This window comes from uncultured Tateyamaria sp., from assembly GCF_947496075.1.
Classification (GTDB): domain Bacteria; phylum Pseudomonadota; class Alphaproteobacteria; order Rhodobacterales; family Rhodobacteraceae; genus Tateyamaria.
In genome coordinates, this window is sequence record NZ_CANMBJ010000002.1 from 1 (window position 1) to 23,158 (window position 23,158).

20 protein-coding genes and 1 tRNA gene are annotated in these 23,158 nt (G+C 57.6%); 11 read left to right on the forward strand and 10 right to left on the reverse strand.

The window, feature by feature from the left end; genetic code table 11:
- Positions 1-260 precede the first annotated feature (260 nt).
- The 4 genes from Q1A51_RS03860 to Q1A51_RS03875 all read left to right on the forward strand — a co-directional run bounded on the left by Q1A51_RS03860 (position 261) and on the right by Q1A51_RS03875 (position 4,090).
- Positions 261-1,406, forward strand: a complete 1,146-nt coding sequence (locus Q1A51_RS03860; protein ID WP_299599612.1) for a tetratricopeptide repeat protein — start codon at positions 261-263, stop codon at positions 1,404-1,406.
- 484 nt (positions 1,407-1,890) lie between these two features.
- Positions 1,891-2,730: a MaoC family dehydratase N-terminal domain-containing protein gene (locus tag Q1A51_RS03865; RefSeq protein ID WP_299599610.1), complete on the forward strand. Its 840-nt coding sequence runs from the start codon at positions 1,891-1,893 to the stop codon at positions 2,728-2,730.
- Positions 2,727-3,965 (forward strand): CoA transferase, encoded by a 1,239-nt coding sequence (locus tag Q1A51_RS03870; protein WP_299599608.1) that lies wholly within the window; start codon positions 2,727-2,729, stop codon positions 3,963-3,965. The genes Q1A51_RS03865 and Q1A51_RS03870 overlap by 4 nt, the downstream gene beginning before the upstream one ends.
- A gap of 49 nt (positions 3,966-4,014) precedes the next feature.
- A tRNA-Trp gene (locus Q1A51_RS03875) sits at positions 4,015-4,090 on the forward strand.
- Between the two features lie 272 nt (positions 4,091-4,362).
- Here the strand turns inward: Q1A51_RS03875 and Q1A51_RS03880 are convergent.
- Positions 4,363-5,181, reverse strand: a complete 819-nt coding sequence (locus Q1A51_RS03880) for an SDR family oxidoreductase (protein WP_299599606.1) — start codon at positions 5,179-5,181, stop codon at positions 4,363-4,365.
- Entirely contained in the window at positions 5,178-6,551 is a 1,374-nt protein-coding gene (locus tag Q1A51_RS03885; RefSeq protein WP_299599604.1) for an NAD(P)-binding domain-containing protein, read from the reverse strand. Before Q1A51_RS03885 ends, Q1A51_RS03880 begins: the two co-directional genes overlap by 4 nt.
- A gap of 99 nt (positions 6,552-6,650) precedes the next feature.
- On the opposite strand from Q1A51_RS03885, the gene Q1A51_RS03890 reads away from it, so the two are divergent.
- On the forward strand, positions 6,651-7,280 hold the full coding sequence (locus tag Q1A51_RS03890) for a TetR/AcrR family transcriptional regulator (RefSeq protein ID WP_299599602.1): 630 nt from the start codon (positions 6,651-6,653) through the stop codon (positions 7,278-7,280).
- 51 nt (positions 7,281-7,331) lie between these two features.
- Here Q1A51_RS03890 and Q1A51_RS03895 read toward each other — a convergent pair whose 3' ends face one another.
- The 5 genes from Q1A51_RS03895 to Q1A51_RS03915 form a co-directional block, all read right to left on the reverse strand.
- Positions 7,332-8,333 carry an oligopeptide/dipeptide ABC transporter ATP-binding protein gene (locus tag Q1A51_RS03895; RefSeq protein ID WP_299599600.1) on the reverse strand — a complete coding sequence of 334 codons (1,002 nt, stop codon included), beginning with the start codon at positions 8,331-8,333 and terminating at the stop codon, positions 7,332-7,334.
- Positions 8,333-9,280, reverse strand: coding sequence for an oligopeptide/dipeptide ABC transporter ATP-binding protein (locus tag Q1A51_RS03900; protein ID WP_299599598.1), 948 nt, complete (start codon positions 9,278-9,280; stop codon positions 8,333-8,335). The genes Q1A51_RS03895 and Q1A51_RS03900 overlap by 1 nt, the downstream gene beginning before the upstream one ends.
- Positions 9,281-9,319: 39 nt before the next feature.
- The gene (locus tag Q1A51_RS03905) at positions 9,320-10,288 is read right to left on the reverse strand and encodes an ABC transporter permease (RefSeq protein WP_299599597.1); all 969 of its coding nucleotides are present in this window, start codon (positions 10,286-10,288) and stop codon (positions 9,320-9,322) included.
- Positions 10,252-11,184 (reverse strand): ABC transporter permease subunit, encoded by a 933-nt coding sequence (locus Q1A51_RS03910; RefSeq protein ID WP_299201192.1) that lies wholly within the window; start codon positions 11,182-11,184, stop codon positions 10,252-10,254. The genes Q1A51_RS03905 and Q1A51_RS03910 overlap by 37 nt, the downstream gene beginning before the upstream one ends.
- Positions 11,185-11,266: 82 nt before the next feature.
- Positions 11,267-12,883: a peptide ABC transporter substrate-binding protein gene (locus tag Q1A51_RS03915; protein ID WP_299599595.1), complete on the reverse strand. Its 1,617-nt coding sequence runs from the start codon at positions 12,881-12,883 to the stop codon at positions 11,267-11,269.
- A gap of 1,136 nt (positions 12,884-14,019) precedes the next feature.
- On the opposite strand from Q1A51_RS03915, the gene Q1A51_RS03920 reads away from it, so the two are divergent.
- Together Q1A51_RS03920 and Q1A51_RS03925 are read left to right on the forward strand one after the other, a co-directional pair.
- The gene (locus Q1A51_RS03920) at positions 14,020-14,352 is read left to right on the forward strand and encodes a hypothetical protein (RefSeq protein WP_299599593.1); all 333 of its coding nucleotides are present in this window, start codon (positions 14,020-14,022) and stop codon (positions 14,350-14,352) included.
- Positions 14,353-14,492: 140 nt separating this feature from the next.
- Positions 14,493-14,894 (forward strand): hypothetical protein, encoded by a 402-nt coding sequence (locus Q1A51_RS03925; protein WP_299599591.1) that lies wholly within the window; start codon positions 14,493-14,495, stop codon positions 14,892-14,894.
- A 100-nt stretch (positions 14,895-14,994) separates the two neighbouring features.
- Here the strand turns inward: Q1A51_RS03925 and Q1A51_RS03930 are convergent, their stop codons facing one another.
- The 3 genes from Q1A51_RS03930 to Q1A51_RS03940 are packed head-to-tail and all read right to left on the reverse strand — an operon-like array spanning position 14,995 to position 16,609.
- Positions 14,995-15,969 (reverse strand): transporter substrate-binding domain-containing protein, encoded by a 975-nt coding sequence (locus tag Q1A51_RS03930; RefSeq protein WP_299599589.1) that lies wholly within the window; start codon positions 15,967-15,969, stop codon positions 14,995-14,997.
- Entirely contained in the window at positions 15,966-16,355 is a 390-nt protein-coding gene (locus tag Q1A51_RS03935; protein WP_299599588.1) for a hypothetical protein, read from the reverse strand. The genes Q1A51_RS03930 and Q1A51_RS03935 overlap by 4 nt, the downstream gene beginning before the upstream one ends.
- The gene (locus tag Q1A51_RS03940) at positions 16,352-16,609 is read right to left on the reverse strand and encodes a hypothetical protein (RefSeq protein ID WP_299671168.1); all 258 of its coding nucleotides are present in this window, start codon (positions 16,607-16,609) and stop codon (positions 16,352-16,354) included. Before Q1A51_RS03940 ends, Q1A51_RS03935 begins: the two co-directional genes overlap by 4 nt.
- A gap of 1,220 nt (positions 16,610-17,829) precedes the next feature.
- On the opposite strand from Q1A51_RS03940, the gene Q1A51_RS03945 reads away from it, so the two are divergent.
- From Q1A51_RS03945 to Q1A51_RS03960, 4 genes are all read left to right on the forward strand, one after another.
- On the forward strand, positions 17,830-19,545 hold the full coding sequence (locus Q1A51_RS03945; RefSeq protein ID WP_299599584.1) for an SLC13 family permease: 1,716 nt from the start codon (positions 17,830-17,832) through the stop codon (positions 19,543-19,545).
- Positions 19,546-19,607: 62 nt separating this feature from the next.
- Entirely contained in the window at positions 19,608-20,786 is a 1,179-nt protein-coding gene (locus Q1A51_RS03950) for a glycerate kinase (RefSeq protein WP_299599582.1), read from the forward strand.
- A 217-nt stretch (positions 20,787-21,003) separates the two neighbouring features.
- The gene (locus Q1A51_RS03955) at positions 21,004-21,921 is read left to right on the forward strand and encodes a lipid A-modifier LpxR family protein (RefSeq protein ID WP_299599580.1); all 918 of its coding nucleotides are present in this window, start codon (positions 21,004-21,006) and stop codon (positions 21,919-21,921) included.
- Positions 21,922-22,075: 154 nt separating this feature from the next.
- Positions 22,076-23,140 carry a Hint domain-containing protein gene (locus Q1A51_RS03960; protein ID WP_299201226.1) on the forward strand — a complete coding sequence of 355 codons (1,065 nt, stop codon included), beginning with the start codon at positions 22,076-22,078 and terminating at the stop codon, positions 23,138-23,140.
- Positions 23,141-23,158 lie beyond the last annotated feature (18 nt).

Here is a 23,158-nt window from a genome sequence, read left to right on the forward strand (position 1 = left end):
TCGCGATCCGCGAAGGCGGCCGCACCGTCGGCGCCGGCGTCGTGTCCAAAATCACTGACTAATCGTGCGGTAGGGCGAATACTGCATTCGCCACGCTGTTCGAGACATGGAAAGGCCGCGCATTCAGTGCGGCCTTTTTCGTTGTCTGGATTGTTTAGTTTGCTACCGTATTCGAAACCGGAGCTTTTTGTATGAGATTAATGATTTTGGCCGTTTTCGCGTGCCTGTATTTGCCAGGCGCGGTCGCGGCGCGGCCCATCTTGAAAGATAGTCAGAAAAGCTACGCTTTGGTCTGCCTTGAGGATACGGAAACCCCGCAACGTCTCGTTGGAATCTGCGAAACCGCTCTTGCCGAGTTAACGCAGCTCAATCGTGACTACAGAAACATGCAAGTTGTGCTCGCTGGCGCCTATGCCGATCTTGGGCAGTCTGATGTGGCGATCAATATCCTGGAAAAGGTGCTATCGGATGATAAAACGCACAACGGGGCATTGAACACGCTTGGTTGGGTGTATTGGGACACTTCTGATTACGATGCGTCGATTGACGCCTTTCAAAGTGCGCTCGACGTAGGTGCGTTGGCCGAGTCCTTTGCCGGTCTTGCCTCATCAAGTCGCTACAAGGGCGAGATCGAGGAAGAAGATTATCTGACATTGATCGATACAGCCATTGCCATGTCGCCAGAATACGTGTGGGCCTATCGCGACAAAGCGTGGTACTTCATTGAAACGGGGCGCCCTAAAAAAGCAGAAAAAATTCTAAAAGTCGCGTTGCAACACGACAAAGAGGACCCTTGGACCCTCTATGCACTTGGTGTGGCCTTCTACGATCAAAACGCGTCCGCCGCTGCAGCTGCCCGGCTGAACAAGGCTATTGAGACGCAGCAAGCGCCGACCAACGCCTATCTCTATCGCGCCAAGGCGAACTTCGATCTTGAGAATTATCGCCGTGCACTGCTTGACGCCGAACATGTCGTGCAGGATTGGCCGGCCTCGCCCGAAGGATATGTCTGGAAAGCGCGTTCACTATCTGCACTGGGCATGCGCCCCGCCGGGCAAACTGTTTTGCGTGACTACCTTGAAGAATCCTATGACAGCTACGCAGTCTACTGGCTCGCCGAACTCCTCTATTACGGAGGAGAAGAGATCGAAGCGATCCGCGTTCTGCAGTCGAACTTTGATCAAGGCGATGCCGATTACTACTACCATGAATTCATGGCCATGATGATGCTTGAAGTGCAGGATTTCGATGCGGCCAGAACACATATCGATGCTGCACTAAAGCTAGACGCGGGTGCGCAGTTCCCACGCTTCTATACATCTCTGATCCATGTCGCCGAGGGCAGGTTTGACGAAGCCGAGGCTCTTTTTCTTGATGCGTTGAGGGGGGGGGTTACCACGCCATAGAATTGGGTACTTCATCGGCGCGCTGACGGAAGAAGGCGAGCTACAAAGAGCCGTCGAGTTTCGTACAAAAACCAATTTAGTGTCTGCCGAAGCCGACTGAGCCATCACTTAACACGGGCTTGGGGATGAAAGGCGATCAGCATGTCCGTTGCTCTTTGAACTGAGCCTATTGGTCATGGCTTCAAGTCGAAGAATCGTTCCGGGTTTATTGACACTGACAGGCGTATCTCGGCCACCCACAGGCGTGACATAGGCGGACATAAAGTTTCAATTTTCCCGCCTATGGAGAAATTTTTTGAATGCCGCCTTTGGGTTTCTGCGCCAGCAAAATGGGCTGCAAACTCATTGAAATTGCTCACTCCTCCGAATGCTGCACATGCAAAGGCCGTGCCGCGGTATACGACAGTATTCCGCTAAGTTATTAAAATATATTGATTTTTTTCCGGGACGTCCTCACCATAAGGAGGCGGGAACGGAGAGCATCATGGATCAGGTGAACGTAGAGGCGTGGATCGGACGAAGCCTGTCGGACGTCGGTGAGATTGACCTGACGATGGCGGCAAAACTGCATGCGACACTTGGCCGAGCAGAAGCGTCGCCACCTCGCACAGGTGATCTGCTTCCTCCGCTCTGGCATTGGAGTGCGTTTGTTCCAATGACGCATACCGAGCATCTTGGTCCGGACGGCCACCCGGGACCGGGCGCGCTATTGCCTCCGCTTGGCCTGCCTCGCAGGATGTGGGCCGGTGGTGCTCTACGCTTCCACGCGCCGATCCGCGTCGGAGACATTTTGCATCGTCACACCGCTGTCCGGTCGGTCGACACAAAGACAACGGCGTCCGGCCCCATGGCGCTTGTGACCTTAGATCACAGGATTGTCGGTCCCCGGGGCCTCGCCATCGAAGAGCGCCAAGACATCGTGTATCTGCCGATGCCAGACAGCTTCACACCGCCCAAAAAACGGCCCATGCCCGCGGAACCGGTCGAGCGTCTGGATATGTCGCCGACCTTGCTGTTCCGTTTCTCTGCCGTCACCTTCAACGCGCATCGCATCCACTACGATCAGGACTATGCACAGTCCGTCGAAAAGTATCCCGGCCTTGTCGTGCACGGGCCCTTGCAAGCTGCGCTCTTGATGCGTCACGCTGTCGAAACGCGACAGCGCCCGCCCAGTTTCTTCGACTTCCGGGCCGTGCACCCCCTGTTTGCGGCCACAGCCCTCGACATTTGTACGACGGAAGAAGACGGCGTTCTGTCACTCTTTACAGGCCAGAACGGCCATCAGGGCATGCGGGCCTCAGCGATGTGGGAGGATACGCAATGACCATCTTATCCGGAATGCGCGTTGTCGAACACTCCGCCTTTGTGGCGATGCCACTCGCAGGCATGACACTGGCTCAAATGGGGGCCGAGGTGATCCGCGTAGACAGGATCGGGGGCGGGCTCGATGCGGGCCGCTGGCCGCTTGCGCCTTCAGGACAAAGCCTTTTTTGGGCTGGTTTGAACAAGGGTAAGAAATCTGTCGCGGTCGATACCCGGCATCCTAGCGGCCGCGAGTTGGTTCAGCACCTCGCGACTGCACCGGGCGATGATGCAGGTCTGTTTCTAACCAATCTGCCGGCACGCGGTTGGCTGGATTATGATACGTTGCGCGCGCTGCGGGACGATATGATAACCGTCACCTTGGTGGGGGATAGGCATGGCAAACCCCAGGTTGACTACACGGTGAACCCTGCGCTTGGCATACCACAGATGACTGGACCGGAAGGATCACAAGACCCCGTGGCGCATGCCTTGCCCGCGTGGGACTTGATTGCCGGCAACATGTGTGTGTCGTCCCTGCTGGCCGCGGAACGGCGCCGCTTGCGCGGCGGGGGCGGACAGGAGGTGAAGCTTGCGCTCAAAGACGTGGCAGCGGCGACCATCGGCCACCTTGGGATGATCGGTGACGCCGCACTGAACCCATGTGACCGGGCCAAGGCGGGCAATGCCCTTTACGGGGCCTATGGTCAGGACTTTCTCTGTGCAGATGGTCGGCGGATCATGGTCATTGGGCTGACGGACCGGCAATGGGCAGGTTTGATCAAGGCCACCGGCACGCAACACGCCATGTTTGCTATGGAACTGCGCTATGGCGTTTCTCTGCAGGACGAGGGCGAGCGCTGGCGCCGTCGGGCCGAGATCACGGATATCCTGCGACCATGGTTTGCCGCGCGCCGAGTGTCTGACTTCCGCGCTGACTTCGACCGTGCGGGGCTGACCTGGTCCGAGTTCCGTACGGTGCGGGAAGCTCTTGCACATGATCCCGACCTCGGGCCGGATAATCCGATGTTCGACATGCTGACCCAACCGGGCCTGGGCAGCTTTCCCGTGCCCAAACATCCCGCCAGCTTTGGAACGTCGGAACGACCTACGGCAGGGCAGGCACCTGCGCTGGGCGCACATACCGAGGAAGTGCTGGGGGATGTCGCTGGCCTCTCCGATACTGAAATTGCCGATCTCTTCGATGCGGGCATTGTTCAATCCAGCACCTATCACACTTCCCGTACGGCGGCCTGAATTCATCCTTGCAAACCGGGGACGCGCCGCGTAATTCAGTCCGGCGCGAAGGGGTATAGCTCAGCTGGTAGAGCGACGGTCTCCAAAACCGTAGGTCGCGGGTTCGAACCCTGCTGCCCCTGCCAAAACCAAACTGACATGAACATGCTGATGTTTGCCGCGCAGGAGATGCCAGCTTGAGTATTATTGTTGCACAACACTGCCCTTGGCATGTGCGTCGATTGTTTGAGTCGGGATGATCCACAGCCGCTTTCGAAAAGTTTCTGCCGTCGCACGTGCTGAACGTGAAGCTTATCCATCGGCTCCATGGGCGCACTAAGCGTTCGCTACAATCGAGCCTGTGATACGCTGACCGCAATAGCCAGCCAGACGAATGAAAGTACGGGCGTCTTGATGCTCAAGAGGATTTGAGCGTCTTGAGATAGTCTTGCTTCTTTTTCTCGCCCTGCCGTTCGAAATAGCCGACAACGGGTTTGAGCAGTTTGGGGAACATCATCATCAACGAAGCCATGAAGCCATCGGATTTCGGCAGCCAGGTTTCGAGCCTGCCCTTGTTCATTGCCTTGACCACGTGGTCCGCAATCTGATCCGGCGTCAGTGGCTTGACGTTGCCGATGAAATTCAGCGGCGATCCATCCGGGCTTGCCATCTCGGCTGCGAGCATCGGGGTGTCGATGGCACTTGGGAACAGGCCGCCAACCCCGACCCCATGGGGCTCGAGTTCAAGCGCTAGCGCAGCCTTGAAGCCGCGCAAACCGAATTTCGATCCACAATAGGATGCGCTGTTCTTCATCGGCCCGATGGCGGCCAGCGACATGATGGAGAAGATATATCCTTTCTTCCGCGCGATCATTGCCCGTGCGGCAGCAGCACACAGTACCATTGGCGCCGTCAGGTTGATGTCGACATGCGCCCGCATCAGGTCGTTGGGCAGTGATCCGACTGGCCCTGGTACAATGATTCCGGCGTTGTTGATCAGCAGATCAATCGGCGACTTGGGGTTTTCGAGACGGTCACAAAGCTGCTTGAGGCCCACTTCGCTGCGCAGGTCGGCGACAAGAAGCTCGGCTGGCTGGGGCAGGGCGTCTGACACCTTTTCAAGGGCATCCCCATCACGGTCGGTCAGCACCAGAGTGTACCCTTCGCGCGACAGCCGTTTCGCCAGCGCCTCGCCCACACCGCCCGCGGCACCGGTGATCAATGCGCGTCCCATCATGCGGCCTCCAGCGTCATCCGCGTGTCGGATGATTGCTTGGCCTTGTTGAAGTAGCCCGCCTCGGGTTCATGCCAGCCCATGTGTTTGCGCAGGTTTCTGAACTCTCGCTTCAAGGCATCGATGTTGGCGTATGTGGCGTGGCGGTCGCTTGCGACATATCGGATACCGCCGCTCAGGTCCGGGACGTGGGACTGCATCCGCGCGCGCAGCTTGGCCCATGTAACCGCATCGTCCCGCTGCGCTAAAATCGTGCGCCCGATCAGATCTGCCATCCCATCAAAGAGCTTGTAGATACCGCCATTCGTTTCCGTGAATCCAAGCCCAAAAAGCTGGCTGTTGGCGCGTGAGAACATGTGCAGGTAATTGTCGGGCCGGTTGCCTTTCCAGCTGAACAGGCTGGGATCGACATAAGGCACTTTCCATTCGTAGCCGGTGGCACAGATGACCACGTCGACCTCTTCTCGGGATCCGTTCTTGAACACCACATGCTTGCCCTCAAGCCGCTCGACATCGCCCTTGGCAAGAATGTCCCCGTGCCCAAGATAGTGGAGCAGTTGCGAGTTCACGATGGGATGGCTTTCAAGCACGCGGTGGTCGGGCTTGGGTAACCCAAGCCGAGTGAGATCCCCGTTCAGAACCTTCAGGATGCCGCTGAAGATGCGCTGGGACAACCAAAGTGGCAGGTTTGGTCCTGAATCGGCAAAAACATCCGCGGGCTTGCCCATGATGTGTTTCGGCACAAAGTGGTATCCACGCCGGACAGAGATGAACGTCTTGTTGCCGCTCACGGCTGCATCGCAGGCGATGTCGCAGCCCGAATTGCCTGCCCCCACGATCAGCACGTTCTTGTCGCGAAATTCGTCCATGTGGCGGAAGGAATTGGCGTGGCGGACTTCCCCGTCGAATTGCCCGGCCTCGAGTGCCCAACCCGGGAGCTGGGGATGCCAGGTCGTCCCCGAGACACAGATCAGCCAACGATACGTGCGGCTTTCTCCACTGGACAGTGTCACCGTCCAGGCATCGTCATCGAACGACGTCTCGGTCACTTCGGTGTTGAAGCTGATGTGAGGATAGAGATCATACTCACGCGCAAACGACTTCATGTAATCAAAGATCTGACGGTTCGACGGATAGTCCGGGTAGTGATCCGGCATCGGGAAATCTGAGAAGTACGAGTGCGTCTTGGACGAGATGAAATGCGCAGAATCGTACATCGGCGTGCCCGGGTTCTCCAGATCCCAGACGCCGCCGACCTCACTGTGTCTTTCAAATACGTCAAACGCGATACCCAGATTTTTGAAAGCCCGCGCCAGCGCAAGGCCCCCTGGGCCAGCTCCGACAATGCATGCACGGTTGACGGTGTCTGTCACGGTCTTCCCTCCTAAATATGAGTATCTGTCATGTTTGTAATATGTGAGACTTTCTCATATTAGTCAATCATCGGGATTTTTGGCAGGATGCTCATCGTCATGGAAACGTCGATCAAAATACGGAAAACGCCCGTGCAGGCCCGCAGCAAAGCGCGGGTCGAGCAGATCCTCAAAGCAGCCGAAGAGATGATCTCGGATCACGGAAGCGATGGTTTGAAAATGAGTGCTGTTGCGAAGCGCGCGGATGTACCAATCGGAACCGTCTACCAGTTTTTTCCGAACAAAAGCGCGCTGATACAAACTTTGGCGACTTCGGTCATGTCTGATATCAGGGACAGTATCGATGCCGACTTTATCGGTGTTTCAAGTCTCGCGGATGCCGCGGACCGGATCGAAATATCCTTGCGTGCTTACCAACAATTTCTCAAATCCAATCCAACTGTGCGGGATATACTTTGTTCGACGCAGGGGGACAAAAAACTGCAGCAGCTTGATCTGGATGACAGCCGGAAAAACGGTGAAACGCTCCTTCGTCACCTCAAACCCTTGGTCGACGATTCGCAGCACGACCAGCTTGCAACGATGTGTTTCATGAATATGCATTTGACCGGGGCACTGGTTCGGATGACGGTCGAATTGGACGATAATGAGGCTGCAAGTCTGCTGAATATGTTTATCACCAACTTGCGGACCGAGATCACAAATTTCACCAGCCGCGCCGGGCCATGAACGCCCGCACGTTGGCCGTGCGGGTGGCAACGGACTGACCGTCCGACTTTTTCAGCTATCAGATAGGCAAGGTTCCTGTTCTGCGGATGCGTCGTCCAACAGATAACATGCTGCTTCATGTCCTTCACGCTGCACCATTGGCGGCCGTGCCTTTATGCACTTCGCCATGGCATGCGGGCAGCGCGAAGCGAACAGACAGCCGGGTGGCAAATCCATCGGGCTGGGCAAATCACCTTCCAGCATCTGTGGTGCAATGCGGATATTTGGATCGGGCACCGGCACCGCCGACAGCAAGGCCTTGGCATAGGGGTGCTGTGGTGCACGGACGAGGTCAGCGGCAGGGGCGCGCTCCATCTGGGCACCCATGTACATGACCAGCACCTCGTCCGAGATGTGGCGGACGACGCCAAGGTCATGGGCTACGAACACAAGGGCCAGCCCCATCTCGCGCTGCAATTCTTTGAGCAGGTTCACCACCTGCGCCTGGATGGATACGTCCAGCGCTGACACCGGCTCATCACACAACAACACCTTGGGCTCGGCCACCAGCGCGCGCGCGATCCCGATCCGCTGGCATTGTCCACCCGAGAATTCGTGCGGAAAGCGGTTCGCCTGTGCGGGCGGAATGCCCACCCGTTCAAGCATCGCCAGCGCGGCGGTCTTGCGGTCTGCGGCACCCATCTCGGGCCGGAAGAATGTCAGCGGTTCAGTGACAATCTCGCGGATCGTCATGCGCGGGTTCAACGAGGCGATGGGATCTTGAAAGATCATCTGCATCGTCGCGCGCAATCGCTGCATCGAAGTGCGATTGCCATAATCCACCTGTTCGCCATCAAGGGTCACAGTGCCGGAGACCAAGGGTGCAAGCCCCGCAACAGCCCGGATCAGCGTGGATTTCCCGCAGCCTGACTCACCGACGATCCCAATCGTCCTGCCCGCCTCCAGTTCAAAGGAAACACCGTTGACCGCGTGGACGATGCCCGCAGGCGACCAGGGCCATTTCTTGGTTTGGGCAACGCGGAATTCGACATATGCGTTCTGGACCGAGAGCATCAGGTCAGCTCCTCGATGGGGCGCAGGCAGGCACGGCCGTCGCGCAGTTGGGGCAAGGTTTCGCGGCAAGTGTCCACGACATCCGCGCAGCGGGGCGCGAAGGGGCACGCCACTGGAAAGCGGTGTTGGTTCGGTGGACTGCCTGGGATGGCCGTCAATGCATCCGACGGATCCTCGATATTCGGTACGGCGCGCAACAGGCCGCGGGTGTAGGGGTGACCGGGCTGATCGAACAGCGCCATGGTCTTGGCCGTCTCCATGACGCGCCCGCCATATAGGACAAGCACGTCTTCGCAGAACCCAGCAACCACGCCGAGGTCGTGAGTGATCAACACAACCGATGTCCCAAGGTCGCTCTGCACGTCCTGCAACAACTGCATGATCTGGGCTTGCACGGTGACGTCGAGCGCGGTTGTGGGTTCGTCGGCTAGGATCAGTTTGGGCTGGCACATCAGCGCCATGGCAATGACGATCCGCTGGCGCATCCCGCCCGAAAACTCGTGCGGATAGGCGCGCAGGCGGGCCTTGGCATCCGGAATGCGGACGGCATCCATCACCTCAAGCGCGCGGGCACGGGCGGCACGGCGCGACATCCCCTCGTGATGCTCGACGATCTCGGTCAATTGCCGCTCGATCGTCATGTAGGGGTTCAGCGATGACATCGGGTCCTGAAAGATGATCCCGATCTCTCGCGCGCGGATGCGGTTCATTTCGCGGTTCGAGGTGGCCAGCAGGTCCTGACCGTCCCACATGATGCGCCCCTCGACCTCGGCATTCTTGGCGAGCAGGCCCATGATGGCGAGCGCGATCTGCGACTTGCCGGACCCGCTTTCGCCTACGACAGCCAGACGGCTGCCTGCATCGACGGAAAAGGAAACATCATTGACCGCGTGGACCAGCCCGTCGCCGGTGCGGAAGCGGATGTGCAGGTTCTCGACACTCAGCATGGTCTGCCTCGGGCTTTTGTAGTGTTCAATTGGCTCATCTCAACGCTCCTTCGGGTCGAGCGCGTCCCGCAGCCCGTCGCCGATATAGAAGAGCGAGACCTGGGCGAGTACGAAGATCGCCGCCGGGAAGCCCAACTGCCACAGAGTGCCAAAGGTCATGGTGCTGGCCCCTTCAGACAGAAGGGCCCCCAGCGACGTATTGGGTTCCTGAATGCCAACGCCAAGGAAGGACACGAGGCTTTCCATCATGATGACCTCGGGGATGACCAGCGAGGTGTAGATCACCACCACCCACAGCACGTTGGGAGCCAGGTGGCGGAAGATGATGGCAAGGTCCGACATGCCCAGCATCCGCGCGGCATCCACGAATTCACGGTTCTTCAGCATCATCACCTGCCCCCGCACGATCAGCAGGCCAGCCGTCCAGTTCACAAGGATGATGACAAGGATCATCTGGCTCATCGAACGGCCAAAGAAGGCCTGCCAGACGACGAAGAAGATGATGTAGGGAATCGCCAGCCAGATCGTGTAAGCGCCCAGCACCGTGCGGTCGAAACGCCCACCGTAGTAGCCAGACAGTGCCCCCAGCGTGGCGCCCAGGATCACCGAGACCGGGCCCGCGATGAAGCCCACCAGCAGCGACGTGCGTGTGCCTTGCACGACGCGCGCATACAGATCGCGGCCCAGCTCATCCACGCCGAACCAGTGACCGTTTTCCAGCGACGGGCCACCGTCTTGCTTGATGCGGCCAAGCACGTTCCAGTCGATCTCTTCAAAGGACCAGCGGGAGAACAGGTTGCCGAAGATGGCGAACAGGACCAGGACGCTCAGCATCCCCACCGAAAACACGGCCATGCGATTGCGCAGGAACCGCCGTCCCGCATCCGCCCAGAACGAACGAGAGGCGACCATCTCTCCAGCGCGTTCATCGGCGAAGTTGGCGGAGTTCAGGCGACGTTTGACAGCCCCGATCATGACAGGCCCGCCCGCACCTTGGGGTCGATCCAAGCATAAAGCAGGTCAACCGCCAGTGTCAGCGCAAAGGTCAGAACAGCGTACAGGATCGCAAGGCCCAGCAGGATCGAATAGTCGCGGCTATAGGCCCCATCGATAAAGTCCTGGCCGATGCCACCGGTGGAAAAGAACACGTCGACAAAGACCGATCCGGTGATCATGTAGACAAAGACCGGGCCCATATACGTCAGCGTTGGCAGCAGCGCCGGTTTCAGCGCATGGCGCAGGATGATTGTCCGCTCGGGCAGACCCTTGGCGCGGGCCGTGCGGATATAGGGTGAGCCAAGGACTTCCAGCATCGATCCCCGTGTCAGGCGCGCGACAGACGCCATGTAGGACGTACCAAGCGCGATGGCGGGCATGACAATGTACTGCCATTGCCCCCCGTTCCAGCCGCCGCCCGGCAAAAGGCCCCACGAGAGTGTAAAGAGCAGCACCAGCAGCGGTGCCAAAACAAAGTTCGGGAAAATCTGGGAGAAGATGGCCAATCCGGTCATCGTGTAGTCCCAGAACCCGTTGTGCCGAAGCGCCGCGATGATCCCCAGCGGCACACCCAACGCCAGCACGAAGACAGCTGACCAGAACCCGTAGGTCAGTGTCACGGGAAAGCCCTGCGCGATGACGTCGTTCACCGTCCGGTCCTTTTGCGCAAAGGAGGGGCCGAAATCAAAGCAGCAGATGATGTTCTTGATGTAGGTCCACAGCTGGACATAGAGCGGCTCGTCCATGCCATAGCGTTCAAGAACGTTGGCCATAACGGCGGGCGGCAAGGGGCGTTCCGAGGTGAAAGGTCCACCCGGCGCAAGGCGCATCAGATAGAACGCGAAGATCACGAGGATCAATAGCGTCGGGATCACCATCAATAGACGGCGAAGGGTGTAATTGAGCATTGTGGGCTCCGAGGTTCCGGTGGGGGATATGCCCCACTGTTACGCCCCGGCGCGGAACCGGGGCGTAAGGGTTACGGTCGCGTCAGTCGGCGACGCGGTAGAGGTCCTTGGCGTACCAGTTCTGCTCTACGTTGTTGATCGGCCACCCTTGGATACTGTCGGACAGCATGATGTTGGTTGAGTAGTGGTAGATCGGTATGACCGGCATCTCGGCGGCCACAATCTGCTCTACCTCGGTATAGAGCGGCTGCGGATCCTTAGACGATTTGGCCTCGGCCATCAATTCGTCGACGCGGGCGTTGGAGAACTTGGCATCGTTGTAACCTGACTCGGTGGTTAAGAGGTCAAGGAAGGTCGACGCCTCGTTGTAGTCACCACACCATGCACCCCGCGCCATGTCGTAGTTCTGGGCACCGCGCGTTTCGAGGAAGACCTTCCATTCCTGGTTCTCCAGTGTCACATCCACGCCCAGCTTCTGTTTCCACATCTGCGTGGCGACGATGGCGACCTGCTGGTGTGCTTCGGAGGTGTTGTAGAGGTATGTGAAGCTCAGTTCTTCACCGCCTTCGCCATATCCCGCCTCGGTCAGCAATTCCTTGGCTTTTGCGTCACGCTCGGCCTGCGTCATGCCTGCCATGTCTACGTCCGGTGTCTCGAACCCGGCCGTCGCAGCTGGGGTGAACGAGAAGGCTGGGAACTGACCACCCTGCAACACGCGGTCTACAATCACCTCACGGTCTACAGCCATTGCCAACGCCTGACGGACGCGGACGTCCTTAAAGGCTTCGGGACCGGAGGTGAGGTTGAAGTTAAAGTAGTAGTTGCACAGACGCGGAAGAGCAAAAGCTTCGTCCGGGAACTCCTCAGCCAATGCGGGATACTGGCCTGCGGGAATGTCGGTCATATCCACTTCGCCAGCACGCCATCGGGTCAAACCCTGCGCCTCGTCGCCTATGACAAACGTCGTGACTGTATCCAAAACCGTGTTTTCATTGTCCCAGTACATCTCGTTTCGCGACCGGACCGAACGTTCTTTTGGCACGTGCGCTGTCAGGACATAAGCGCCGTTGCTTACCATGTTCTCGGGGCGGGTCCATTGTGCCCCGTGTTCCTCGATCGCCCATTTGGGGGCGGGGAATGTGGTGGCATGCGTGACCATCTTGGTGAAATAGGGCAGCGGCTGCGACAGTTGTACGACCAGAGTTGTGTCGTCAGGGGCCGAGACCCCAAGCGCGGTTGGTTCCATGTCGCCTGCAATGATGGACGCGCCATTCTCAATGGACATCAATTCCATATACCAAGCGTACGGAGAGGCCAGTTCAGGATCGACCGCGCGCTGCCAAGCATAAACAAAGTCGTTCGCTGTAACAGGTGTGCCGTCGGACCATTTGGCGTTGTCACGCAGGGTGAACGTATAGGTCAGGTTGTCGTCTGATGCCTCGTGATTTAGCGCGACGCCAGGGACGAGGTTGCCATCTGCATCCTGATTATAAAGCCCTTCGAATAGATCACGTACGACGTTGGAGCCATCCACATCCTCTACAACCTGCGGATCAAAGGACGAAAACTCGTCAAGCGTGCGATAGGTAAAGGTCTGCTCCTCTGCCAAGGTCACACCATCGGGGATGTCAGCAGCAATAGCAGGGGTTGTAAGACAAGTTGTTGCAAGGGCGGCGGCAAGAAACGAGCGACGTTTCATAGGGGGGCTCCTCCATTGGTTTTAATTTATGCTGTCCTGGTACTGTGGCTTAGGTGCGACAAAGACCAAAGCCGTGTCGAGTGGAATTAACGCTACGGCACTTGATGGTCGGCGAACTTCCGCCATTGACCAAAGTTTGCTCGTAAAACAATCGCTTGCGCTTCACCCAAGGCAAAGGGTGATGCACAGTGGATCGTCCGGGATGACGCCAGACAACGATACAAGAAATTCAGCTAACCGTCGATATGTGACCGCCTCAGTTTTCTTAATTCCTGTTCTCGACCTGGCCGACACATTTGTCGCTCAAGCCTTTTGTCTTCACTTTTAAAGGGAATTTACGTTGTTGCGCTGGACTGAGAATTCTTGCCCCGCCGAACTGTAGTACCTTGTATCAATTGATACGGGTGGGTTGCCATGCCAGGTTGTGACCCACTGGTATCCACCTTGAATATGGGCTCTGGGTTGTATGTCGGGCATTCCGTAGCGCAGGGTTGATATGCTCTATTCGGGAAGGCTGCAGGCTCATCAACCAGAACGCCCGGAACTAATCAGGGCGGGGTAAGCGAAGGCGCCAGTACTTACTACTAATAACCTGGTCATAAAAAATACGCCTTCGCCCACTGCCGCAGCGGCGACATCAGCGGTGATACCAGCGTAGTAGGTGAAGGTTCGAGCTTCGCTTACTATGCGGTTTTCCATTCGCTATGTCTGCCCTTTCGCAACTTACATGGGGCGCCTCACGAAACGCTTCCATGCACAAACTAACTATGCCCAGAGGCGACATTTAGTTCCTGAAATCTTTCCGAAATTAATCCGAAACGTGGTTTGCGCAGCTACGGTCAACTGTTTCTTGTTGAAGCACGACGCGTGACACACGCGTGCTCTGTGCTTGCGCGACCGCCGTTCCATTCGGCCCGCACGCGTACACATCCAAATCGAACCGTATTGGTGGATGCCCTGGGTTTCTGAAATGCAGCGGAAGCATTTCAGATCGTGAGCATCAGCTTTTCGCAAATGATTTCGCGCGGGTTTCAGGCAAAAAACTACTTCTACGGGAATTTGGCTTCCGTGGAGCCCCCCACACTCAAACTTCAGCGGATCATGCGCTGAAAATACTGACCACAAGGAGACTTGAAATGGCCACCGTTAACGTTCTGATCGCCGTAGACGTCGAGGGAGCCCTGAGCAGCGGCAACCTCGGTGCGAACACCTACATGGTTGATACCAACAAATACATGGGGTCCGGGAGGGAAGGCACAGATGAGCTGCAGACCAAGCTTGCCATCGGCGATACAATCGTCTGGAGCGTCGCACCCATCGACCCTGGCACCTCGGTCGAAATCAACAGCTTTTCAGGCACCGCCGTCAGCGACAAATACATCAGTCCAGTGCAAGACCCGCTGACGCCAACGTCGTGGGAATCAAAGTTCCAACCTCCCGGCGGCACACCTTCCGGTACGTCCTACTAATACACGATGACCCTATCGTTTGAGGGCAAGAATATGACGTTCGATCCGTTCTTGATCGTCGCATGACCAACGACAACTCGTTCGACCGGTCCACACGCGGTCGAGCAAAATCAACAATCGCACACCACAGGAGAAAACACATGTCCACAGTAGACGTACTTATGATGGTTGACATCGAAGGCGCCCTTGCCAGCGGCAACCTCAGCCAAAACATTTATCTCGCCGATACGAACGGATACCTCGGTTCGTACAACGAAGGGCAGGACGAACTCAGCACCAAGCTTCACAATGGAGACACCATTGTCTGGTCTGTTGCGCCTATCGATCCCGGCACCAACGCTACTATTGCAAGCTTCTCGGGCACTGCCGTGGCCGACAAGTACATCAATCCGGTGCCAGACCCGCTGTCTGCAGGTGTTTGGGAGTCAAAATTCCAACCACCGGGCGGAACGGCCGGTAAGTCGTTTCAGTACAACGCAACGCTCAAGTTCAATGACTCCAAGGAATTGACGTTCGATCCGTTCCTGATCTCAGTCGACTAAATGATGTTGATTTAAGCCCCGATGAAGGTCGGGGCTTACATCCGTCCGTGATGATTGGCGTATCAGTTGCTGCGGTTGAAGATCATCCGCCCAATTCCCACTACTCGTCAACATGGCCACGCATTGCCCAGTACAACGTTTTCAGCTTTCGGGATGCTTGTCCCTTTGGGCAGCTATCCTCAAACGCCTTGTCAAGGATTGAGGGTTGAAAGAATATCTGCCGGTTCAGTATCTTGAAGAATGTCGCATTGAACCGGATCTTTTCGGGTGACGTCCGATACGTGTTTCCAAGGATGACATATCGCTCTTCCGAGAACATGCGGTCGGAAATCGCGTACTCACATGTGGGGCCGGTCTTGCGATATGCTTGCAGTGTCAGGGCCACAATTTCGTAGTCACCGACGTAGTACTTGATCTCACCCGAGCAGAACGCTTTGGCCAGATCCACGTGGCTGTCGTATTGTCGGATCGGGGCAGCGGGCGGGTCATCGCAATCTGCATACACCTCTTGCCAGCTGTCATCATTCAATCGGAATCTCTCAAGAATGATGCCGTCGTCGCGGAAACTGCCTGACTGTGCGATTGTCGCGATCAGCGCCAACCCGGACGTCGATCCGCCAAGCGACCCCACCAAGGCTGAACATGTGGCAGCTTCGCCCACTGGTTTTCGTTGCGCATAGGTGACGCCGGACAAGAAAACCGGCGGCGAGGAAATGTAATTCGACAGACGTTTTTTCGTGGCCGTCGTCGGGCTGCATATAATGTCAATCTCGCCACTCCGCAGCGCGGGAAACACCTCGGCCGCCAGAAGTGGAACAACCTCAATGCTCAATTCTGCGCCAAAAACTGTCTGCATTTCAACAAGAGCACTGTCGCAGATGAAGGCGACATAGCCTTCAAAACCGTCTTCTTCCAGCGGGCCGGGAAACGCTGAAAACGTTGTATCGACAAGCGCTTCTGATGTGTGGGCCATTCCGGTTGCGTCTGATCGCACACCAACCATCAGGGCCTCTTGCACATGCAACGCCGGTGCCATCGTGCAGAACAGGGCCGCGCTTAACGCGACTGCCTTCACGCCTGCTCCTCCGACTTTGCGAGCGAGCACAATAATACTGCCGCGAGGCCGGGAAATAGCGCATGGATAAAAAAGTGCAGGAAAGGAATGTGGTTCAGCGGCCACCTCTGCCAGCGTCCATATTCCAGCGACGCCTCGCGACTTAAAAGTGCTGTGCCCGCGCACAAGCCGAACATCAACAGGCTTTGGATGAGCGACACCAGAGTTTCGTTGCGGATGAAATCAACAAGGTCCTGAGGTAGGCCATCTGTTGCGCCCACAACCTGCCACCACGACGCCAAGTAAACGAGCGGGTAAACAACCAATACAGATATAGCCATGATGAAAACCACTCCGGCCAAGGCGTTTTGCGTTGGTTCCCGGTCATTCTGCAAATGCTCGATCAACCGGACGGTGTTGGGCTGGGCCTAGTAGTGTCCGCAACATTGTCATTCCGGATGAACAACAAGGCAAACAGGGCCTGCATATTGTTTCTCAGACGCCCTGCTTTCATGTGAACGGCTTCAATGTTTCCTTCGTTCAACTCGTCACCGACCAAAGCGCTGCGGACTTCTTTGTATTCGCCCTCCATCGTTTCGATAAGCGTCTCGATTGGGCGGTGCTTATGCACCGCAAAAAAACTGGTCTCGGCTGCTTCCAAGGACGGATGCGTAGAGCACGTCGACCGTCTTCAGGCTCTCCAGGATTTCACGAAGAATGCCCGCATTGGGTTCACGAGCCTGATCCTCTGCCAGGCTTTCGTTTAAAGCCATTTCCAGAGGTCCCTTGGTGCGGGGACTGATCGCTGCATAGTTTGCGCGTTTTAGGCTTCCGATGACACGATACACACCACGCGGTATCGCGGCGATCTAATGCGCATAGGACCGCATGACCCTTTCGATCGGGGAAAAGAGGCCGATGGATAGCGCGGAAACGATGGTGGCCGACACAAGAATTGGCTTGCTCAGATCGAAGCCTGATGTCTGCCCGGCAAGATCGGCGTCGTCACCGGTGCCTTCCCGCGCGCCGACGATCGTGAGTGTTGAAGAGTCGGAAGAGCTCGCCGCTTCCGACGCGGCGACGATAGAATAGAGTTCCGTCGACGTTAGGATCGCGGCCTATTCGCAAAGATAAAGTGCGGCATACATCAGGAAGCCGCGCAGCAGCTCCCCCTTGGTGCACAGCGCATCCAGATCTACATTTCTAAGGATCGGATACCGATCATGAGGTTCGACGTCGAGTGGCGTTTAAAACTGGCGATACGCCTCAATGACCAGCGTGACAGCCCCCACAGCTCCCACCGCCCAATATGCTACAAACATTGGACTGGATCAGTAGCAGATCTGGATTTCGGGATTACATGGTCCAGTCGCCTTGACCTTTGTCGGAGCGAGCGAACCCGCCGCTGCAACAGTTGTCGCGAATGCTGTGAACTTAAAATAAAGTACCTCAAAATTCTCCCGGTTAAATGGCAATCAATCAATGCGCGAATATTGGCTAAAATTTGACCAAAACTCAAATTCTTGGACAATCAAGCGCGTGGCGACCTCTCTCTTGCGGTCTATGATTTGCGGTCCGATGAAGGACAATCCCTGAGAATAATCATTCCTTGTCAGAGATTTAGAATCCGCGCTGATCTGTCCTGTCTCAGAACCGAAATCCGCTTTCCGTAGCCATCAAATACAATGCGACTGGGTGGATCACTGTATACTGCTTCGTGCCGGAAAAAGCGCGTAGGCCCGCATCAGTTACGGCTGTCATAAAACATTCACAAACCTGATGGGCCGTCGTTCATCGTCCTGTAAGTCCCGGCGATGGCTTTTGTCGTTACCCCTTTGATCAGCAACCCGCGAAAGCGCTGATCGACGAAAGGGACAGACGATGACTGCGGACCATGACACGTTTGGCAAGGCAAACCCGGTTCTGGCCGAAGGGCTGAAAACGGTTTTGCTTCCAGCGGTGTCGGCTGCAGTTCTCGGCGCGGTGATCTGGTTCAAAGCCACCACTCTCCTCCCGGATGCCCGGATCGTTCTTATCGTCATCGTCTGTGCGTTGATCGGTTGGGTTGCCACCCGGTTGCCGGACAGTCTGGTCGCCCTGATCGCGGCGCTGACCCTTGTGATCATGGGCGCCCAACCGCCCGAGGCTTTGACCGACACGCTCGGGTCACAGATTGTCTGGCTCTTGCTGGCGGCCTTTGTCATCGCCGCTGTGGTCAAGGAGGCTGGCCTTGTGGAGCGCCTCGTCGCGCCATTGACGCGAAGCGCCCCGCGAGTGCTGCCGTTTTTCCTCGTGACTGGTCTGGCCATTTCAGCCACCGCCTTCCTCCTGCCCAGCACCTCGGGGCGTGCCGCGCTCCTGCTGCCGGTCTTTCTTGGGTTGCTGGCTGCTTTGCCGGATCGCAGGCTTATCAAACCCTTGGCCCTGCTGTTTCCAACGGCCATTCTGCTGTCTGCTGGCGGGTCGCTTATCGGAGCAGGAGCGCATGTGGTCGCCGTCGAGGCAATTGACGCGACCGGCGGACCACGGATCGGCTATCTGGATTGGTTGCGCATTGGTGCACCACCTGCCGGCGCTTCGGTCGTTTTGGCCACCGTTTTGATCTTTGCAATCTTCGTCCCTCGGGATTTGCAGCGCGCCCGCATCGTGCCCTCCGCTCAAAGTGGATCTCTCTCGTCGCTACAGCGCCGCATCCTGTTTGTTTTGGCTGGTTTGGTCGTTCTATGGATTGCCAAGCCAATGCACGGTCTGGACGAGTCCATGGTTGCGCTGGGCGGGGCAGTTCTGCTTCTGTTGCCGCCGTTCTGCACGCGCAAACCTAAGGAAGTCTTTCGCTCAGTTGATATGGAACTGGTGCTGTACATGGCAGCGACGCTTATGCTGTCTGTGGCCGTGGTCGACACCGGTGCAGATCACTGGCTGGCGGCAGGGGCCATAAGCCTTTTGCCACCAGAGCTGGCAACGCACACCGGTGCTGTTGTGATCTTCATGTCCGTTGTTGCAGTCGTGTCGCATCTGGCCATCACCTCGCGCTCGGCCCGCGCTGCAATCCTGGTGCCCGCGCTGGCGCTGCCGGTGGCCGGTGTGGGACATGACGCGACACTGACCATCCTGATTGCTGTCATGGGAACAGGTTTTTGCCAGACGCTGATGGCAAGTGCCAAGCCGGTGGCCATCTTCGGGATGCACGAGTCCGCTGGGTTCAGCCAAAAAGACCTGTTTAAACTCGCCCTCCGACTTGCCCCGGTCAAGATCACGCTGCTTGTCGCGTTTGCACTGTGGGTCTGGCCGGATCAGTTGGCCGAGCTTGGCCCTGCAGAACTGCAGTCGCAACCATCGGCGCTTGCTGCATCCGAGCAACCCCTGCCGCGTCATCAGGCTACCGCTGCAACCGTGGCGTCCACCCCGCCATCCAGTAGCCAGCGGCCCATGCTGCGTCCGGGACGCACAACGGCTGCTTCTTCGGATACAGCGCCTATCACGCGCACGATATCCAGTAAGGCTGAACAGCAGCCATATATCATCGCGCAGGCCCGCAGCGATCTCCGGGTCGCGCACAAGCAGATCAAACGCGATCTCTCCCGTCTGTTCCAATGACTGTCATTGCGCAGACGCTTCCAATCCTCCCTCCCAGCTCCCAGACAAAAGGAACCAGACCCATGACCATGACTGTTCTTGTCGCACCATCCGGCTTTAAGGAGTCTCTCTCAGTAAATGCCGTCACCAAGTCGATTTCCAAGGGGATCCTGCGCGCCATGCCTGACGCCCGCATTCTGCAGGCACCCATGGTTGACGGCGGCGAAGGTACAACCGAAGCGTTGGTGCGAGCCACGGGCGGCGCGATTATCCCGGCCTGTGTTACCGGGCCGGTTGGAGAGCCGGTCGACAGCTTCTACGGCATTCTTGGCGGACCCGGGCCACGCACCGCAGTGATCGAGATGGCCGCCGCTGCGGGTCTATCGCTGGTGCCGCAGGATTGTCGCAACCCGATGCTGACCACGTCCTATGGTGTCGGCGAACTGATCCTGCACGCACTTGATACCGGGGTGGAGAAAATCTTGATCGGCTGTGGTGACAGTGGGATCAACGATGGCGGTGCGGGCCTCGCCCAAGCCCTCGGTGCGCGACTTCTCGACGAAGAGGGTGCCGAGATCGGCCGCGGCGGCGCCGAGCTGATGTGGCTTCACCGGATCGACATGTCGGATCTGGACCGACGCCTCAGGTCGGTGCGTATCGATGTCGCGGTGAACTGGCACAACATGTTGCTGGGGCCGAAAGGCGTCGCGCGGGTCTTTGGCCCGCAAAAGGGCGCGACGCCGACTCAGGTGGATTACCTGGATTCCGCGTTGCAACGCTGGGCAACCGTTATCCGGGCCGAAACAGGTCTGGATGTCGGGACCGCTCAGGGGGCAGGGGCATCTGGTGGTCTGGGCGCAGGTCTGATGGCGTTTGCAGGTGCCACGTTGCACCCACGCTTTGACATCATGATGCAGTATCTCGATTTTGACCGCCTGCTGGATCAGGCCGATCTGGTTATTACAGCCGAAGGCAGCCTCGACGGTCAAAGCCCTTACGGAAAAGTACCTTGCGAAGTGGCAAGACGCGCCGCCGACCGGGACATTCAGACCGTGGCCCTCGCCGGTACCATCGGTAAGGGTGTCGACCAGACATTCTCCCACGGGATTTCGGCCTTTGCGTCCATTCTGAAACGACCCTGCACCCTCGAAGAAGCGATCCGCGATGGTGATCAACTTCTGCGCCGCGCGGCAGAAGATGCGATGCGCATGATGTGCGTTGGGTTGCGCATGTCGCAGAAAAAACAGGTCGCATATGCATGAACGTGATGCTGGCGGGTTTCTGGCTCGCCAGCTCTGTCACTCCCATCAGGCGCGCGCAATTCTGTTTGATGGCATCAGGCGGATAGAAATCAGGCACAAATAAGGCATAATTTTAGGCTGAGTTTTTCTGACTGTGGCCGATCCGCACTAGGCAAATCAGAACCCGCTGGGCTAACCGTTGTCGGGCCTGGGGGGGCACGCTTGTCGAGGCATCTTAATGCTCAAAATTTTGACCGCCGCACTCTGTGCGACGCTCTGTTTCTCCGGTTTGGCAGAAGCACAAGACAGGAAACGGCTGGGTTACGGTCGCCTGATCACCAATGACTTCTTTGGCGATGGAGAGGATCGCTGGCGTACCGGTGGCTTCCAGTCCTCGCGTGTCTGGGGACCTACGTGGGACGGCGCGGCGCCGACCGGGTTCGGCCAGTTGCTGGAACTCAGACTATCTGCCGAAATCCTTGCACCTGATGATATCCGCACACCTGATCCAGGGGATCGTCCCTACGCCGGTGCGCTGTCAGCGGGTCTACACACGCATTTCTCGCGGGGACCAATGGAGTATTCCGTCGGTGGGGACATCGTCTTTCTTGGCCCGCAGACCCGCCTCGACGAACTTCAGGACGCATTCCATGACACGTTCAACATTTCCACACCGTCGGATGCGGTGCGGGATGCGCAGGTCGGCAACGATGTTTTGCCAAATGTGGTGGCTGAAGCTGGGCGCAGCTTTGCTATAGGAGAATCCACGTCCCTTCGCCCCTTTGTTGAGGCGCGGGCTGGTGTTGAGACGCTTGTTCGGGTTGGTGTAGATTTTACGTACGGCGCCTTTGGACAAGGCGAGCTTCTGGTGCGCGATGGTGTCAGCGGACAGCGCTACGACGTTGTTCAGTCGGACTGGACCGGGTTTAGCTTCGTGATGGGTGCGGACATTGCGCGGGTGGCGGACAGTGAGTTCTTGCCTGCCAGCAGTGGTGTCAGTCCGCAGGACACGCGAGAGCGGCTGCGCGCCGGTGTGATGTGGCGCAGCGAAACGGGGGTGTCCGGGTTCTACGGCGTGACCTATCTGGGCGAAGAGTTCGAGGGTCAGGACGAGGGCCAGATCGTCGGTGCAATCCGTTGGCGCGTGCCTTTCTAGCATGCGTTGAGATAGCGTGCTGAAGGCCAGTCAGTGACCCCACGTTATCTTCCGCGTGCAACACTCTGGAATCTTGTGGAAATCCATACTTCACAGAAGCGAATCACTTTGCTAACGTGCCCGCAATAAAAAAAGTAAGGCAGGCATACAGGCAATGGAAACGGGCTTTCGTGGCACGTTTGTCATCTCCTGGTCGCAAACGGAAGTGGACGGTCTCGAGGCCGCGCCTTTGCCATCTTTGGCGGTGGGCGCAGCATGGGCGTGGCGTGGGGACGCCGTGCGTGTGGATGGTCCGCAGGATGTATTGCGTCTGGACAGGGCGAACGGAGAAGACGTAATCCGCCGCAGGGCGGCGCGGATGGTGCATCGACTTGTCGGGGCAGCCATCGAAAATACCCCTCTGACACCCGAACCGGACGAGTCGGAGCCGCTGATGACAGACAGCAGCTTTGTCGTTACGGACGGTGCCAAGAGTTACACTGTGACAGTGATAGAAGTGGGGCGCGGTGCGCCGCCATTACTCATGTTCCTGGACGATATTCCACCGCGAAAAACCGACCTGTGGGTTGTGCATCACACGATCAACACCGCCTACGGTGATCCAACCCCGGATGGAGCGGGTGGCGTTATCTGCTTTACGCCCGGGACATGGATCGACACACCCGATGGACCGCGCCTGATCGAAGATCTGCGCGAAGGGGACAAGGTTCAGACACAAGACAATGGTCCTCAGGAGATCTTGTGGACCGGAAGCCGTCATATGACCGGCGCACGGCTCTTTGCCATTCCGCGGTTGCGTCCGATCCGGATTGCGGCTGGCGCTCTGGGGGTGGAGCGCCCCGATCAGGAACTGCTGGTGTCACCGGAACATCGGATGCTGATCAAGGGAGACGTGGCCAAGGATCTGTTCAATACACCCGAGGTGCTGGTTGCGGCCAAAGATCTTGTCAATGGGTCCACCATCACCGTTGATCTCAAGGCACGCAAAGTGACCTATGTTCATCTGCTTCTTCCCAAACACGAGGTGTTGCGTGCCAACGGTGTGGAGACCGAAAGCTTCCATCCGGCCAATACTGCGCTGTCGATGCTGAACGAAGATGATCGCGCGCGGTTGGTGGGCGGCATGCCGAACCTGGAACGTGACCCGCATACCTATGGTAGCTACGCGCGCCGCAACCTGAGCGCCAGCGAAGCCGCAATCCTAAACCACGTCGCTTGATCTGTCGGACGCTGCGGG

What these genes read in the sequence shown, in the direction of transcription:
- Q1A51_RS03910 (WP_299201192.1), bottom strand. Translation starts at nt 11,184, where the DNA reads ATGCTCAATTACACCCTTCGCCGTCTATTGATGGTGATCCCGACGCTA.
- Q1A51_RS03865 (WP_299599610.1), top strand. Translation starts at nt 1,891, where the DNA reads ATGGATCAGGTGAACGTAGAGGCGTGGATCGGACGAAGCCTGTCGGAC.
- Q1A51_RS03870 (WP_299599608.1), top strand. Translation starts at nt 2,727, where the DNA reads ATGACCATCTTATCCGGAATGCGCGTTGTCGAACACTCCGCCTTTGTG.
- Q1A51_RS03915 (WP_299599595.1), bottom strand. Translation starts at nt 12,883, where the DNA reads ATGAAACGTCGCTCGTTTCTTGCCGCCGCCCTTGCAACAACTTGTCTT.
- Q1A51_RS03955 (WP_299599580.1), top strand. Translation starts at nt 21,004, where the DNA reads ATGCTCAAAATTTTGACCGCCGCACTCTGTGCGACGCTCTGTTTCTCC.
- Q1A51_RS03895 (WP_299599600.1), bottom strand. Translation starts at nt 8,333, where the DNA reads ATGCTCTCGGTCCAGAACGCATATGTCGAATTCCGCGTTGCCCAAACC.
- Q1A51_RS03925 (WP_299599591.1), top strand. Translation starts at nt 14,493, where the DNA reads ATGTCCACAGTAGACGTACTTATGATGGTTGACATCGAAGGCGCCCTT.
- Q1A51_RS03950 (WP_299599582.1), top strand. Translation starts at nt 19,608, where the DNA reads ATGACCATGACTGTTCTTGTCGCACCATCCGGCTTTAAGGAGTCTCTC.
- Q1A51_RS03880 (WP_299599606.1), bottom strand. Translation starts at nt 5,181, where the DNA reads ATGATGGGACGCGCATTGATCACCGGTGCCGCGGGCGGTGTGGGCGAG.
- Q1A51_RS03945 (WP_299599584.1), top strand. Translation starts at nt 17,830, where the DNA reads ATGACTGCGGACCATGACACGTTTGGCAAGGCAAACCCGGTTCTGGCC.
- Q1A51_RS03890 (WP_299599602.1), top strand. Translation starts at nt 6,651, where the DNA reads ATGGAAACGTCGATCAAAATACGGAAAACGCCCGTGCAGGCCCGCAGC.
- Q1A51_RS03920 (WP_299599593.1), top strand. Translation starts at nt 14,020, where the DNA reads ATGGCCACCGTTAACGTTCTGATCGCCGTAGACGTCGAGGGAGCCCTG.
- Q1A51_RS03960 (WP_299201226.1), top strand. Translation starts at nt 22,076, where the DNA reads ATGGAAACGGGCTTTCGTGGCACGTTTGTCATCTCCTGGTCGCAAACG.
- Q1A51_RS03900 (WP_299599598.1), bottom strand. Translation starts at nt 9,280, where the DNA reads ATGCTGAGTGTCGAGAACCTGCACATCCGCTTCCGCACCGGCGACGGG.